Here is a 15857-nt window from a genome sequence, read left to right as displayed (position 1 = left end):
TTTATACATCTGGCGACAGCGCCTGACATGCCGCGACACCACCTGTCGCCGCTGTTCTGCATTGTCGTCAACCATCAAGCAGTAGCAATCCAAGGAGTGATGCATGAGTAAAATGATCCAGATGAAAGAGTCCACCGCAAAGCGCGAGGTGAAGCAGGAATACGGCCTGACCGAAACCGATGGTCAGACGTTCTGGGATCGGGTGAACCGGGTGATCGGTGAATCCCGAGAGGAAGTCGATAATGAAGACCGCGTTCCTGCCGGATATGAAGTGTATCGATAACGTCAACGCGTACATGTTAGTTGGTCATTAGTTGACTCCTGTGAGCGATATCTGCCACGAAACGCTCGTAACGACAAAGCGGCCAGTTCTACTGGCCTCTTTTTTTTGGGGGACCGTTCGACAGCACAGGCTGAGATCACACCAGTGAGCAATACCGGGGTAATCTCCGCATGGCGAGGCACCTGTATCGCGGTTTAGCGACCCAATGAGCCGTTTTGGCTGCGCCGCCCTCCAAACCTCCGCAACAAGATCATCCTGGCCTTCTCGGCCTGCTAAAGCGTTCCTCCCCTTGCTGCCTGCTTTTGCCACCGGATCCCATAAAAGCAAAGGGGCCAGTTCGCACTGGCCCCCTTTCATTTTTTAGAATTTTTCGACTTCCACCGATATCTCTGGCATGTCTGGTGAGGACTCAACCATCACGCACCCCGTCTCGCTCGTCGCGCGGCGGGTGAAACTCGGAGCGGGGGAGCCAGGGGCCGTTGATGAACCAGTACTGCAAGGTTGGACGAGGCTCTCAGTCCGTTCATCAAATAGCGGGCTTCTAAATTGAAATACCTTGTTCACCGAGAATACGTAATAATTGCCAGGAAGGCTGTCTATTACGATCTCTTTGACATATCGTCCGTCAGCATAGTGCACTATGTACCCGTTTTCACGAAGCCACTTCATGACCAGCTTCGGCTTGCTTGTCAACAGTTTCTGAAGCTGGGTCATTTCGACATAAAGCTTTCCGTCTTCCGTGAATCCTAATAGCTCCCGCACTTCCATGGATGGCTTGCCGATGTGGATCTTTCTTCGTTGCTCGGAGAGCGTATCCAATAACCGATAAGCCTCTCTGGTGACATCATCCATGATGCCGTCCATCGACATGAGCCACCGTCGGAAGCATACCAAAACTGCATTATCTGCATACGCCACATCAAACGGCAGAATACCTAGCTCAACGGCCAATCGCCCCGCTGCCATGACGTTTGCGAAGCAACCAGCACCACGAGCAGCAAGAGGCGGAGGGTTTTCTAATCCCGAGCGACTCATCAGCCACTCTTGGCACTCCTCACGCTTAGCAGCAAAGATAACCGCTAAATCAGCAGGGGTATCGATGTCTGGCATATTCAACAGCGCCTGAATATATGCAGGCATCGCCGTACCGTAGTACTGAGAGGTTGCAGCTTTAAGGCCATTCACCCGGCAACGAGTCAGCTCAAGGCTCTCACCCGCCAGCGCGACATCCTCCGCCATCATCTCAATATCCAGCAGTCTGACGAATATCCCCCCTTTAGTGCCCGCCTTGCTCCGCTCTAGCAGTTCCTTGAAGGATTCCTCCCCCGAAGAGGGAGCACAAACATTCGATGCCAATGGGCTCCTATTACCTGTGCCCTTCAAATTGCCAAGTACTCTCGACTGTCCACCCGTCACCGAATAGGCAAACTGAAGCGGATCGTTACTAGACAATGAGCCCAGTTCATCCAAACAAATGCCAATGCCAGTTCGTTGTTGAAACATGCCTTTGAACCCAGCAGCTGTTCCGTCCCACTTCACAATCGCCGTTGCGGGGCCCGCACTTGGGTCAGATGCCACGCCTGACACACTCTGCCCCACTTGTAAAAGCGTCGTTTTGCCACAAGAGCTTGCACCATTGAAGTGAAAAATCATGGTCCCTGTATTTGATAACTTCATGAATACATTGGATAGATTTGCCATGATTGCAACGAGCATGGTTGGTGACTCTTTGACAGACAACGCAATGTTCTTTTGCCAATCCTGCAGCGTTCCTTTCGAGTGGATAGCGTCATGCTCACCAGGCGCGGACAGCAGCTCGTGCTGAGGACCACTATAGCCCGTTTTGTAAATTGACCGACCTACCCAGACATAGCAGAGATGTTCGCTAACAAACCCCGCTTGCAGATGCTGATGGACCACGCTGATATTTTGGATACTGATGCTGGCGGACATGTATGACAGCAGCCCCTCCTCCCGTACACCTAGGCATTCAATCCCCGCGCGGTATAGCGCAGCCCTCACTGTTTTGTAGTCCTGAATCACCCTATCGAATAATAGGTCGATGCGCTGGCATTGCTTCCGCTCATCCAGATACATGAAACGAACACCACTGATGTCTGTACTGTCAGCTTGGAGTATCGATACCGGCAGCAATGGCTTACCGAGTATCGTTTTTGGCTTGCCATGATCGCTAGCCAATTTCCCCCACGGGGACATCGCAAACCCATCAGGAATAGCTATCGAATGAACCGGTTTTTTCATCTCCGGCTCAGACCTGGAAAGCACCACGCCATCTAGGTCACACACAGTCCCATCAGGGGTAATCGAGCAACGCCCCTCGTTGTACAACCTGTATTCTGCTGAACACTGATCCAGCATAAGAAGTTCACGACGAACGAAAAGCTCATATTGAGTCTCACTGTCGGGGTATGGCTGACAACATTCGTGCTGTTCGGACATTGGGCTCACAGCATCGGGGGCAATATTCGCTCGATGAGCATCACCATGGTGTGCATCAAGGTTCGTTTTCTCCACCAGTAACGGCAGCGAGTCAGGAGCGACTGCAGGGTGCGATTCTGGCGCTGATGCCTCCTGATCCGAGTCCGGTACCGAGTCTGTCGGCGGTACACCCTGACTTGCCATCCTATCAATAGATGCTTGAGTCCCTGGACGACGGTCAAAACGCCTCGGGGGGTTATCACTACTAGATCTGGGTCTACGCATAATTATCTATGGGGGAGTCTCCTCCCCCATTCTCCAAAAAATTGTTAACAGGTGATGCGTGGGAGGTCCCACAGGGTGTGTAATTCGTTGACGGCCTTAACCAGCGTGGTATCGTGGAGGCGGGCATATCGCTCAGTCATTTTTGGCGAGCTATGGCCCAGCACTTTTTGAAGCACATCCAGCGAGCAACCTTGGTTTAACAGCGAGGTAGCGACGGTATGACGGGCGTCATGCATGCGTACTCCTGAGAGTCCGCAATCATTGCAGACCCGGTACCAATACCGCCGAGGTTCGGAAATCTGAGAGACACCACCCTGGCCTCTAAAGAGCAGACCGGTTGTGCCATGGCGCTGGAATTGGAGTTGAATCAACTCCAGCGCGAAATGATTAAGTGGTATGAGCCTTTCTCGACCAGACTTACTGGTGGGCAAATACGCAAGCTTTCGATTGAGATTACAATCTTGAAGCTGTAGCGCTCGGGCCTCACCCAGCCGGCACCCTGTTGCAAACAGGAACAGCAGAAGCCTAGCTTTTTCATCGTCGATGTCTTTCATCAAACGATGGACCACCTTATTCACCACCTCATCAGGCAACCCCTTGGGTGGCAAAACAGCTTCATGCTTTGCCGGAATCCCTGCTGCTGGCGAGGACTTGAGAATGCCACGTTCTACAGCGAAGGACATGATGGCCTTTACCTGTGCCAAGTAGCGGTTCCGCGTGGCGACAGAGCACGTTTTATTTGATTCTGTAAGAAAATCCTCGATGTCGAAACGGGTTACTCTGTTTAATGGCTTGCGCCCTAAAGCTGCCACGATGGGCTTTACGCGAGACTCGATGGTTTTATGTGACCGATGAGTTGCTCGTACTGAGGGCAGGTATTTATCATGTATAAACTGTTCTACTGACAAGCTCGAAAGATAGGTTTGATTGAATCCTACTGGATCAAGTACAAACTCCGCTTTTAGCTTTCTTGCTTGTTCACGTATCTCTTTAACGCTGAATTCGTCCGTGCTCGCAATTTTTAACCGATAACGGACTTTATTTTTGGTGAAACTAAGACAACCAACCTTGCGACCAGTGGCATAAGTAATCCACGTAAGGGAACGCTCGTATTTATCTTTACTTTCACGCTGCTTTGAACTGCACTCCTCCAACTTGGCACTATCTACAGTTGGAGCTACAGCCTGTTCGGGCATCGCACCTCCTATCATCTAGAGCCCCCACCGTGGTGACTCATGACAAGAATGTTGGACGAAGAAAAACCGAAAGGGAAGACCAGCTCCAGAGCGTAACCATCCGATAATGCCTTATAAAAACAGACTACCCTGCACATGGTATGTTTTGTGCTTTACAAAATCCCCCTATAGCCGGAGAGTAGAAATCAGTTTTTGCCCCCCTCTAAAGAATCAGAAAGAAGAAACTCAATAGAGTCCGATTTTGTGGCGGAAAAATATTTTTATTTTTTTCCGCCCCCCCGACACCCTGCTCACTTTATGAGCTAAAACACCACATTGAGCACAAGTATTTACTTCCCCTACAGCTCTTGCTGTAGGGGGTTATCACTCTTCTTCAAACGCAGATACGGAAGTTGAGCGACCGGAGGTCCTTCGGTATCGACGCACCAAACCCTGTCTGGTCAATTTCTGGTAACTTTTCAGCGCACAAAAAACATGCAGGTTAGTTCATCCGTTTTTTGACAGAAAATGGGCTGACTTGTTGGAGGAACCGAATGCGTGAGAGAGCGAAAAGGTAATTCTATAAAGGGAAAAATCCTCGATAGCAGCACCTACCGACAACCGGATCCGGGTGTTGAGTCAGGGGCTCCTTGCACAGTATCTCGCCACTTGGTTCACCCTATGCAAAAACATGCCAGAAACTGGGGCTGCAAGGTTGACACCCCAGTCGAGAAAGGGTTTAATGCGCGCCGTTGCCCAGATAGCTCAGTCGGTAGAGCAGGGGATTGAAAATCCTCATGACACTTTCCATGTAACTGCTCTGGACAGCACATCCTACAAGGCTTCGCTTTCAATGCGAGGCCTTTTTGTTATGAGTCTCTGGTCAATCTCTGGCAAGGTTGCTCACCGAGCACGGGATTAATAATCCCCGGACCTCTGCTCCGCTGCTTCATCTGACAACATATAGCAAAATCCACTCCCCCCTCCCCTGCAATGACCTTCGCCTCCTACGAACAACGCCTTCCCTCCCAGCCAACTCTTGCGTGATACCGGTTGTGTCGTGAGCCGAATATGCATCCATTTCGGCTCGCATGCGACGTTGTATTGATAAAATCAAGGTGCTGAACAGGATGTTGGACGGCGGCGAGAGCGGTTTTCTGCAGGGCATCAGCGCCAGCAGTATCAGAAGATGGCCCAAGTCAGTAAAGTCACCGCGACCCACCATCTGGCCGACTTGTTAGAGAAAGGCTGCCTTGAAAAAATGCCTGGAGGCGGTAGAAATACCCGTTATCAGCTCAAAATGACACCATCAGGATGGTGGTTTTTGTCAATGTGCATGTTCTAAACCGAAGATTTTCCGAGCCTGGCGGAGTAACAGGAGAGTCGTGGTGAAGCTGGCAAGCATGTTCCTCAAGGAGGCTGGATGGCAGCCTAGCAGGACATAATTACTTGATATCATTTTGAAATTTAACAAGCAGAAATGCCGGCTACTCGGCGCAGATTTATCGGGGAGAAACGATTCTGCGTCTAGATCAGATCGTTGCTTCAGTAAAATAATTCACCGCAACTTCTCCCTCGTGACACAACCTGACAAACCCTCATACTAGAATTCAAGCATCAATACTGATAACTGTTTGACTTAGTTAACAAATTTCTGCATTGGTGCATTGCATTGAGCCTGCACGTCGTGCAGAGTAGTTTGAACCCAACCACCAGTCTAATATGTTCAGGATGACGGATTAGACAATGACGATAACCAAACACGAATTATTGGCAGATCGACTAGCCAGGATACTGATACACCTTTATCAGGGGGCTGTCCTGACTAAGGAGCAACTAGCTGAAGAGTTCAACGTTACAACCAGAACAATCTACCGCGATTTGGGAAGGCTAGGTCCCATACTTGATGTGAACCCCAATGGGTCCTATAGACTTGCAACCCAATACAAAGGGAAGCTGAGCCCAAATGACTTGCAACAGTTTGCAAGTATTGCTGGTGTTAAAAATTTATTCCCTAACAATGATCCTCGATTTCTTCTTGCACTTTTGGACACCATGACTGGTGGGAGCTACTTGGTTAAAGGGATGCATTACGAAGACAACATCAACAGCAAGGAATTGATGAGCAAAATTGACTCGTCAATAAGTAGCCATCATGAATGCCAGTTTGAATACAATCAAAAAACTCGAATCATCAAGCCATACAAAATAATTAATAGCAAGGGCATCTGGTATCTTGCCGGAATCGAAGGGAACGACCTTAAATCCTTTAACATATCCAAAATCGATAATTTTAAAAAGTTAGAGAAAGAATTTATCCCCGAAGATTCCATCGTTGAGCAGGTACAGAAAGAAGACGGCATTTGGTTTAGTCAAGATAAAACAGAAGTTATTCTTAATGTATCAAAACATGCTTCGTATTATTTTTCTCGTCGTATATTATTCCCAAACCAAGAGATCATAAAAATTCTTGATGATGGTGGTTTATTGATATCGTGCAAAGTGGGAACACATAAACAACTGTTCCCACTAGTTCAATATTGGATGCCACATGTGTCTATTGTTAATCCAACCAGTTGGCATCATCAACTATTAGCCAACATAAAATCCTATATGGATAAAAACTAAAAATCAGGGGGTTGATGATACATTTTAAAATTTAAATCACGGAGTTGTTTTTTAAAAATTTCCATGTGTATTTTTAGTTTTATTAACTTAAGTTTGAACGACAAAGAGGTATTAAATATGGGGTTCTGGACAAAGGTGATTGGTGGTGCAGTGATCGGTGTAGGTGCTATAGCTGCAGCCCCATTTACAGGTGGCGGTTCTCTTCTGGGGGCTGCATCACTAGCTAGCTCTCTGGCTGGAGCTGGTGCTTTGGCTGCTGGTGCAGGTGCAGCTGGTGCAACCGCAGGCGCTGTAATGGGTAGAAGCGAAAAAGAGGAAGAAGAAAGAAAGGCAAGACAAGCGAAACAAAAAGGTGAGCAAGAAGCCGACGCGCGTAACGCTATTAAATTAGAAAAACTGCGTGACGAGATAGCAAATATTCTACGTACAATTGAAGTTCGTGAAAATTTCTTGGTAACAGCATTTGCCGTTGGTATCTGCGCCGCTAATGCCGACCACAGTATTTGTGATGAAGAGCGTGAAGAAATAGAAACCTTAGTCGCTGGGCTAGGTAAATTGGAGTTTATATCCGAGGCGTCAAGAGCACGAGTAGAAGCGTGGTACAACAATCCACCTAATTTAAATACTGTATGGAAGCTAATTGAGAAAAATGGCTTAGACCAACCTAAGTATATCGCTATTTTTAGCAATATTGTCGAGATGGTCATCTGGGCTGATGATGAGCGAAACAATCATGAGCATGAGTTCACTAAGGCTTGGAATAGCCTAGTTGCTTAATCAGGATGCGATATGAGTGATTTACATAAACTTAAAGCCAGAAGCGCAAGACTTAAGCAATTAAAAGAAATTTCTCATTTGCGCGAAGTCCCTTTAAATGTGGAAGGCAATCGCCACTTGATAGGGGGAATTGATGAAGATACGCTTACATTTGCTGATATGTCTCGAGAGTATTCACTGCGCATTAGTAATTTTGACGCGTCAGCTTCAAAAGAAGAAGCTAGTCTTCTTATTAATTCTATAGATGATGGAAATGATCCTATGGATCATATTTTGGAGCCGGTATTCCTAAGTCTATTTGATGGGACGATGAGAGCGTTCAAAATTGGAGCAAAACAAGGGATTACTGCATCTCGGCTTTATAATGAGTGTAAATCATTCAGTTACGATAGCCCTAGCAACAGTAGATTAATGCTCGATAGTTATACAGAGCTTCTAAATGAAAGAGGAAACATAGCCAATTTTGATAGTCAATCCTCTTACAATAAAGGGAACATCATCCGAGACAACTCTACTTTGAATATGCGTGATGGCACCAAGATGAGTGCAGCAAAATCTCGCCACTTTGGTGATGGTCTGACAGCATCAGATGGCTATGGTGGTGATAAAGAAATATATGAAAGAAAAACTCACGCTAAGGGCGTTGATAAATATGATCAGAGAACAGAAATTGATCACGCTGTTCCATGCTCAGAAATATGCAATAACCTTAAAAAAAATAAAGCACTAACTGACGCCGACATTAAAGACATTGTTAATATAGATGAAAATTTAGTCGTAACCAGTTTTGAGAATAACCGCGGCTCTGATATTGGGAAATTCGATAAGTCTAGGTCAGAAATCCAGAATGAAATTGACAAAGGCTATGTTGAAGATGCCAAAGGGAAAAAACATCCTCTTTCTGAGAATGAGATCCAAGTTAGAAAAAATATGGTTGATAAGATGGGCAAAGCCCAAGCCGCCATAGACAAAAACTCAAATAAAAAGGTCATTAACAACTTACTGGATAATCATACAATTCAGAAACGAATGACAATAGATGCATCAAATGCTGCAGCTAATCAGTCATTAGGTGATTTGATTATTTTTATGATTAAGCCACTATACTATGAATTAAAAGACTGCTTTGCTAAAGGAATAGAAGAAGGTGTTAATGCTAATTCTTTTAAGTCCGCACTATCAATTCGGATTGGAAGAATGAAATCCTTCATTATGAAACAAGCAAAAGACCAGCTTAAGGATGGTGTTCTTTCATTTTTTAAAAACTTTGTTTCAATGCTATTGGAAGGTATTGTAAATTGCTTTGTTGGCATCTTCAAAAGCATCTTTAGGATGGTTAAAGAAGGCTTTAAAGTGTTAATGAACATTATCCCAATTCTGCAAGACAAAAACAAATCAATGGTAGAGAAGGGTGATGCTATCCTTAAACTTTCAGCAGGCTCACTAACAATCTTTGCAAGTATAGGGATTGAATCTTGGTTAAATTCAGTTGGCATTGGAGAACCATGGTCTATCATTATCTCTTCTGTATTAACTGCTGTATTAACAGCTCTAGTTATGTATCTTTTAGACAAAATGGATTTGTTCGGTTTAAAAGAAGATGCACAACTAAATCGAATTAGCGAAATTCTGTCATTGAGAACTGAAGAGACAAGAGATGAAATTCTAACCATGGCTAATAATTTGGCATAGTTCATTACAAGTGAAAATATATTCATCTGCACAACGGTAACCCAACGCAAAACTGGCTGTATCTCAGTCAAATTGGAAGCTAGCTTTTCAATTTTCCCCCTAGCCCGTCAAGGCTAGGGGGTTAACATCATCCAATCATTCGCCAGAATCACTGCCAATCGCTTCTTGGCCTTCACCCTTCACGTTGTTGATCCAAGAGCTATCACTGGAGTTCAATTCAGAGTGTCGGCAAGCAACTGCAGTGTCTCCTAACACCGTCAGCAAGTACCTTCGGCATACCTCTCTTCCCCATTACGCCTCTCATGGTTTCGACCAGTGGATCAACTATCTGATACAGCAGGCACACGCCGACGACAAGGACGAGGACGGACTTTTGAGGGGATCCCCTGTGGATCCTTTCGTTATGCCGGTTGTCTCGTGAGCCAAATCCCCGCTATCGCAGAGGGGCTGGTTTGGGCAAGCCTGCTGTCGCTGGTGATGAAGTGGCGATTCATACTTTCTTAAGGTTTTGTGCATGAACCAACACTACATACTGGATGTGGCCCTGCGTGAAGGGATGCTTCCCGGACCATCATGGAAGATGCAGTGGAACACATGGTCCTCATTGAGTTATGTACCGAATCTTGTTAGCGTTAATCCATTCTGTTTACATAGATATAGAGTAGGCATAAGGAGCCAATGATATGGCATTTATCAAGATGGCAACTCGTTTTGGTACGCAGAGTTTTTACAGTAATGGCCAATTAATTGGCTTAACTAGTCCGAATGCATATGGTATGGGCAGTGTTACTTATGCTCCTTTTGAGGCTTCCCCTGTTGAGCGAACAATGGAACATCAGGATGGAACCTCTTCCCATTTTGATGGACAAGGACACATGACTGGTACCAGTTATCAAGATCAACTAGGTAATAGCCATTTTTTGGGGAACGATGGTCACGCTATACATTCGTACGACACTTCACTAGGTGTCAATATCTGTGATGATCACGGATTGGTTAAGAGCATTATTGGTGAAAGTGGGCTAGCACACGAACTTGCAAATGCTTATATGTCAGATGCAATTGAATTTAGCCAAGGTTTTTCTGATATCATCATATAGGAAACATATGCTATGGATGGCCTACAACGTATTCATGCATCGACATATACACTATTAACAGAACGTAGTCGTTCTTTCATCGATGAAGCTGATGCGATGAATGTTGCTCGAGCCCCACTCGATTGCATTCAGTTAATATCACATTTTATTGACGATGATCGAGGGGTTTTCTCTGAGTTTGAATCTCTCTTTCCAGCCTGTTCTTTCGATGCTGCTGCTATTATTTTTCAAAAAATCATTGATGGCAATGAAATAACGAGCGCTGTCAAACATGCTAGCTATGGCTTTAACATGGTGAGTAACCCATTGAAGTTGATGGCAAGAGTTGCGGTAAAACAGATTGAAAATTCGGATGAGTACTTGAGGGCGAGGCCGATCATACAACGTGATGGCCTTCCTATCGTATTGGCGGCCATTGATGAGATGCTCAATCGAGGTATTACAGATGAAGCTATAAACAATGCTATTAATTGTGCACATGCATATACGAATGGTTATATTGATGAACAAGGTTTGTTATGCAACAATCATGGTGAAGAGTCTCTTGAAATATTCTTAGAACAATTTGACTCTTTAGTTGATTATAACTGGTCATCAGGTGCCGTAGTAGGAAAACTTGATACTACAGAGGCCAGAATTGGCAAAACTGTAGGTGGAGTCGGCGGAGCATTAGCTGGGGCAAAATTGGGGGCAGTAATTGGCTCTGTAGTGCCAGGGCCGGGTACAGTGCTTGGTGCCGCAGTCGGAGGGGCCATGGGGAACTTTTTAGGAAAATCATTTGGAGAAGGTGCTGGAGTCCAATATAAAGATGAAAATAAGGGTAATGATGTTAACCTGATGATAAAAGACGTTCGTAATGCTCTAAAAAAATGGTTTTGAATTGATAGGTTGACTCTTTGAAGGGCGTCCAGGGGACGCCAATACGGCAGTCTGGTATTTCGGCAACGACTGTGGCGCTATCGCATGACACAGAGCATGAGTCTACGTGGCAAATGCTGGGACAATGCGCCGATGGAGCGGCTGTTCAGGAGCCTCAAGACGAAATGGCTTCCGACCATGAGGTACACGAGCCTGCGTGAAGCGAAGCGGGATATTAGCGATTACCTGATGAATTACTACAACTGGCGGCGCCCACATCGACACAATGATGGGATACCGCCAGCAGAAGCCGAAAAGCTGCTTAACTATGTATCTGAATTTAGTTGACCACTACACTTCATAGCCAAAATGAGGAGATAAATATGTTGTTAAGGGTACTTGCCAGTATCCTTACGAAACAAGTCACTCCTCTGCAACGACAATTATATTTTCTTTTTCTTACCCTTACTCTGCGCAAATACTCTTCCAGTCTCCTCGTTAAATATGATGATATTTACAACATTACCTTTTATTAAATCAAAGTTATGATTTTCTTCGATAGTAGAGTCTATAGTTGGCTGCTTATTTTTATTGAAATTCAAAATTCCAGATGGATTCCATCTGTACTGAATTAGGGTTTTTAATGCTCTAACTGGTACAGTCTTTGCTTCTTTTATTGGCATAGGTATAAAAATTTCATATGAATATTTTTCATTTGCTTTACCTAACCTCCCAATAAAGTCTTGAATTTCGCCCTTAGGAAACATCACTCCGACACTAGCAATATCACTTTTTAAAATTTCCTTTTTTACCCCGAAAGCGTTCTCACCTATGTAAGAACTTTGTTCGATGTAACGTTTGTCTGTTACTACATAATCTCCATCGTACATGCTCACCGTGTCAGTAAAAATTGTACTGATTGTACTTAACAACCAGCCTTGCTTATCTGCGTCATAAGTGGGACCGATGCCATCGACCACTATACATTGGATGTCGAAACCAAGTTCCTTTGACTCTTTCGCCCTTCTCTTTGCGTAATCTGCGGAAGTTTCAAACTGATCCTTAGGCTGAAAATTGTTGGAGCGATACATAGCGATGATGTTCGAGACATTAGTCTGCACCATGCTGCTCGGTACACTATCACCCAGATTCTTACAGGCTTCGTAAGAGGCTAGCTCGGCTGCTTGTAAATCCGTTTTTGCTTTAAGCTTCTTATCTGCCATTTCTTTCAATAGCCGCTTGGCTGCATGTGCATCTACCGAATCTGGTTCCCTCTCTGTAATTTTAGTAAGCATTACTACAGCATTTTCATCGCTATATTTACTAAATTGCTCCTTTAACCATTCATACCGCTCACCTTCATTATTCTTAATTTTTTCTTCGGTATTTTTGGTGACAACCGACTCTGTAGGATGTTCTTGTACGGTTGGGCCGCAACCTGCCAAGAGGAAAGATGTAAAAATTAATGATGAGATGGACTTCATAAATAATCCTGTTTGCCAATTAAAAACATTTAAACATTAAACATTAAACATTAAACATTAAACATTAAACATTAAACATTAAACATTAAACATTAAACATTAAACATTAAACATATCCTGCTTTACAATTCAAGATTGTGAACCGCATCACGTAAACAAGGAAGGAGCTGATACCTAAAGTTTCAGGAATCCAGTTTGCTAAAAAATAAAAGGTCTCTAGGTAGTTCCAGCGATTACCGGCCCAGACGTAGGTGATATCACCACACCACATCAGATTGGGATTATCCGGTCGTTCAGACCGGGTAACTTGATAACGATGAGCACCCGGATGAATCGCCCCTAGTTCCCTAGACATCTCACAGCCTTAAAATGAGGCAACTATTGAACGTGTTTCTCGCTTTCCCCTATGACAGTTTATTTATGTCATTCAGGAAATGCTTTAATGATGAAAGCCGATTAAATAATGTTTGATAGTCCTCTCTGCCAACATCAAGAATATAATATGAATCACTTTTTGAAAAATAAGCTGGATATCTGAGATTATTATGAAGGTGGTTATACTTCGTATTAACCAACACATACTCAGCCAACTGTTTAGACACTTGCTGTTGAATTATAGAGTCTGAACTTATAACCTTAATGAGAAAATCAATTGCAGAGTCTAATGAATGATTTCTGTTCTCATCTCTAAAGTATTTAACATCCGCTCTTACCAAGCTAAATATCTTAGCCCTTATATATTTTTCCATAGACTGGATAATGAAATAGCATGCCTGTCTATAGCAATCAACTTGTGATAATTTCTCTGCAGCAACCTCATCCGAACGAGCTAGAGCCAAATACTCTTGTGAAACGTTGACTTGTCGCCTAAAAGCTCCAACCTTCATACTTAAATACTCGAAGATAAAACGTATCAACCAATATAACTCTCACATCCAAACTAAGAAATAAAAATTCATAAAAAAAGCTAGGTCGCTCACAAAGAGAATTCATCCTGCCTCCACTATTGGTTCTAGTGGTTTTGAACCCCTAGCGTTGATCTCTAGGGGTTACTTATTCAAGATATGTGTAAAGTAACGTTAGCTAGTCGCTTCTTCGCTTTCATGCATTGGAACAAGCGGCGGCAGGTTCGTAACTCTTCAGGGTACCGCTGCGGATAGCTCCTGATGGCAGGGATTAGCTCAGGGATTGTACGCACAATCTGTCTTCCTAACTGCACTTTCTCCTTGCGAGTTGCCAGCCGTTGCTTGAGTTTGTATGCGTAGAATCGTTCTCCGATAATGACATCATTTAACTCAGCACCAAATATAGTTCTCAATACACGATGAATTCTCTCCTCAAATGAACACAAGTCGAATAGCTCACGATGATCACGGCTTATTAACTCATTCACATGATAGACTTCGATTGGATTGATGATCAGGCTTGACATATTAAGCATATTTTTCTCCTTCAAGATACGAGTAGTGGTTCCCCATACCTGATCAACAATATCTTCATCCACCTATCAACTCAGTTCTCATGCTGTCATCGTCAGTTATAATCTACGGTTCTAGTTCAAAAATGTAAATAGGCTTTCTCAATTATTAATTCTCACCCATGTATTCTCGCGCGCGCGAGAATAACTCCATGTGAAATATATGTGATTAATATTTAAAATATATACCAGCTGCCGAATCATCTATCAATTTAAACATATATAAATCCTTTGATATCCAATAGCCATTTCGGCTATTTAAATTCAAAGGAGAGATATCCATGTCTGAACTTTCATTGTTCGATGCCATTGGCGAAGGCAAAAACGCGACTCAGGATTATCTGGATACCCTGTCGCGGGCACTACTGCGCCATCATCAACTGGTCAACGCCATCCGCATCCACGGTCGTTATGTACCGGAATCATTGCCAATGCCCGGTCTGCCGGTACTGGTCGCCATCTTCAGTCACACCAACACCTACACCTTGCACCAACTGCCCTCTACTCAGATAGGGCAGTTGGTGCTGTCGATTGCTCGCTTTTCCGGTCAGGCCACCCATGACTTGGACAACGGCATCTTTGAAGAGGTCTGGGAAATGGGTGACAGCAGCTTCACCACGGATAGTGCAGAGCAGGCCGTCTACTGGTTGCCGTTACCGGAGCGCTGGATTGCTCTGGAAGGCACACAAGTGGCGCTGCACGATAAAGACCATCCGGTGTTCAAGTTGCTCAACGTCACCGCCCGGAACTCTGGTCCGGTCCTGGATATCTGCGATGGCGTGGTCAGTCTGGCGCTAGAGTCAGAGTGGGATGGGGAGTGGGCCGCATGACCGAGATCAACCGCTCCTCGCTACTCGCCAAGCTCAAACACATCAAGGGCATGAAGCTGCTGGTTGAGCAGGCCGTCTTGCTCTACCTGTTGATGGCCGACGAGCAGACGCCTGTGTGGGTCAAGACCATCGTGGTCAGCGCACTCGCCTATTTGCTCTGTCCGGTCGATGCCGTACCGGACTTTATCCCCGGCGTCGGTCTCACCGATGACCTGGGGGTCATTAGCGGTGCCATTGCCTCGTTAGGCAGTCATATCCATCAAGGTCATCGCAGCAAAGCGGCTGACTTCTTCAAGTAACCCCTTCAGAAGGAATTTCATTATGGCTAAAGCCACACAACCGGCAGCGTCGGCTGCTCCGGTCTGGACTGTTATTAAATCCGCTAAGGCACCGAAGATAAGCGCACGGGCCAGTGGTTTGCTGCACTACGATGTGGGCAAGAATGATGAGGGTCGCTACGCCCTTCGCATTACCGCCAACGACACGGGCGGCCTGTTCAGCAAGCACTGGTTATCGCTCGATGACATCCTGGCACTGCTGGATATCCTCAAGGATGCGCCATTCAAATCGGTAGCGCTCAAGGCGCTGTTTGTTCGAGGCAGTGCCAATAACCACGGTTTCCTCGCCGCCATCCTGCGGGCTGAAAAGTTACTGGTGGCCGCCGAGCCCAACTCGCCGTTCCACCGGGCCGGTCTCTCTCTCAGCGACTGGTCTACTCAGCTGGATGAACCAGTCAATATGGATAAACAGGCTCGCAAGGGAAAAGCCAAGGGGCAGAAGGGCCAAGATGACATGACCGATGAGATAACCATCGAGAAAGGCAATGAGC

14 protein-coding genes and 1 pseudogene are annotated in these 15857 nt (G+C 45.2%); 10 read left to right on the top strand and 5 right to left on the bottom strand.

Features of this window, described 5'->3' with window-relative positions; genetic code table 11:
* The first annotated feature begins 103 nt into the window (after positions 1–103).
* On the top strand, positions 104–283 hold the full coding sequence (locus AB5Y91_RS13525; RefSeq protein ID WP_151028097.1) for a hypothetical protein: 180 nt from the start codon (positions 104–106) through the stop codon (positions 281–283).
* A gap of 360 nt (positions 284–643) precedes the next feature.
* On the opposite strand, the gene AB5Y91_RS13520 is transcribed toward AB5Y91_RS13525, so the two are convergent.
* Both AB5Y91_RS13520 and AB5Y91_RS13515 read right to left on the bottom strand, forming a co-directional pair.
* Positions 644–2545, bottom strand: coding sequence for a DUF927 domain-containing protein (locus AB5Y91_RS13520; RefSeq protein ID WP_368169955.1), 1902 nt, complete (start codon positions 2543–2545; stop codon positions 644–646).
* A 506-nt stretch (positions 2546–3051) separates the two neighbouring features.
* Positions 3052–4203 (bottom strand): site-specific integrase, encoded by a 1152-nt coding sequence (locus AB5Y91_RS13515; protein WP_182951357.1) that lies wholly within the window; start codon positions 4201–4203, stop codon positions 3052–3054.
* Positions 4204–5928: 1725 nt separating this feature from the next.
* Here AB5Y91_RS13515 and AB5Y91_RS13510 point away from each other — a divergent pair.
* The 6 genes and pseudogenes from AB5Y91_RS13510 to AB5Y91_RS13485 all read left to right on the top strand — a co-directional run.
* Complete coding sequence (locus tag AB5Y91_RS13510; RefSeq protein WP_368170022.1) at positions 5929–6810, top strand: helix-turn-helix transcriptional regulator; 882 nt, start codon at positions 5929–5931, stop codon at positions 6808–6810.
* Between the two features lie 63 nt (positions 6811–6873).
* Positions 6874–7587, top strand: a complete 714-nt coding sequence (locus AB5Y91_RS13505; RefSeq protein ID WP_368170021.1) for a hypothetical protein — start codon at positions 6874–6876, stop codon at positions 7585–7587.
* A gap of 12 nt (positions 7588–7599) precedes the next feature.
* Positions 7600–9279 (top strand): hypothetical protein, encoded by a 1680-nt coding sequence (locus tag AB5Y91_RS13500; protein WP_368170020.1) that lies wholly within the window; start codon positions 7600–7602, stop codon positions 9277–9279.
* A 683-nt stretch (positions 9280–9962) separates the two neighbouring features.
* The gene (locus AB5Y91_RS13495; protein WP_368170019.1) at positions 9963–10379 is read left to right on the top strand and encodes a hypothetical protein; all 417 of its coding nucleotides are present in this window, start codon (positions 9963–9965) and stop codon (positions 10377–10379) included.
* Positions 10380–10391: 12 nt separating this feature from the next.
* Positions 10392–11258: a glycine zipper domain-containing protein gene (locus tag AB5Y91_RS13490; RefSeq protein WP_368170018.1), complete on the top strand. Its 867-nt coding sequence runs from the start codon at positions 10392–10394 to the stop codon at positions 11256–11258.
* A 24-nt stretch (positions 11259–11282) separates the two neighbouring features.
* Positions 11283–11585 (top strand): annotated as a pseudogene (locus AB5Y91_RS13485) (integrase core domain-containing protein); the annotation flags it as partial.
* A 95-nt stretch (positions 11586–11680) separates the two neighbouring features.
* On the opposite strand, the gene AB5Y91_RS13480 reads toward AB5Y91_RS13485, so the two are convergent.
* From AB5Y91_RS13480 to AB5Y91_RS13470, 3 genes are all read right to left on the bottom strand, one after another.
* Positions 11681–12721 carry a hypothetical protein gene (locus AB5Y91_RS13480; protein ID WP_368170017.1) on the bottom strand — a complete coding sequence of 347 codons (1041 nt, stop codon included), beginning with the start codon at positions 12719–12721 and terminating at the stop codon, positions 11681–11683.
* 404 nt (positions 12722–13125) lie between these two features.
* Positions 13126–13608, bottom strand: a complete 483-nt coding sequence (locus AB5Y91_RS13475; RefSeq protein ID WP_368170016.1) for a HEPN domain-containing protein — start codon at positions 13606–13608, stop codon at positions 13126–13128.
* A gap of 170 nt (positions 13609–13778) precedes the next feature.
* Complete coding sequence (locus AB5Y91_RS13470; RefSeq protein ID WP_368170015.1) at positions 13779–14225, bottom strand: hypothetical protein; 447 nt, start codon at positions 14223–14225, stop codon at positions 13779–13781.
* Between the two features lie 254 nt (positions 14226–14479).
* Here AB5Y91_RS13470 and AB5Y91_RS13465 point away from each other — a divergent pair, with 254 nt between their 5' ends.
* From AB5Y91_RS13465 to AB5Y91_RS13455, 3 genes are all read left to right on the top strand, one after another.
* A complete protein-coding gene (locus AB5Y91_RS13465) occupies positions 14480–15028 on the top strand; it encodes a hypothetical protein (RefSeq protein ID WP_368170014.1) in 549 nt (182 codons plus the stop codon).
* Entirely contained in the window at positions 15025–15327 is a 303-nt protein-coding gene (locus AB5Y91_RS13460; protein ID WP_029304363.1) for a YkvA family protein, read from the top strand. Before AB5Y91_RS13465 ends, AB5Y91_RS13460 begins: the two co-directional genes overlap by 4 nt.
* Before the next feature lie 22 nt (positions 15328–15349).
* Positions 15350–15857 (top strand): hypothetical protein (locus AB5Y91_RS13455; protein WP_368170013.1); only part of this gene is annotated, 508 nt, incomplete at its 3' end.

Source organism: Aeromonas sp. R4-3 (assembly GCF_040908275.1).
In the GTDB taxonomy this organism is placed as follows: Bacteria; Pseudomonadota; Gammaproteobacteria; order Enterobacterales; family Aeromonadaceae; genus Aeromonas; species Aeromonas rivipollensis.
This window is presented reverse-complemented; position numbering and strand designations above follow the sequence as displayed.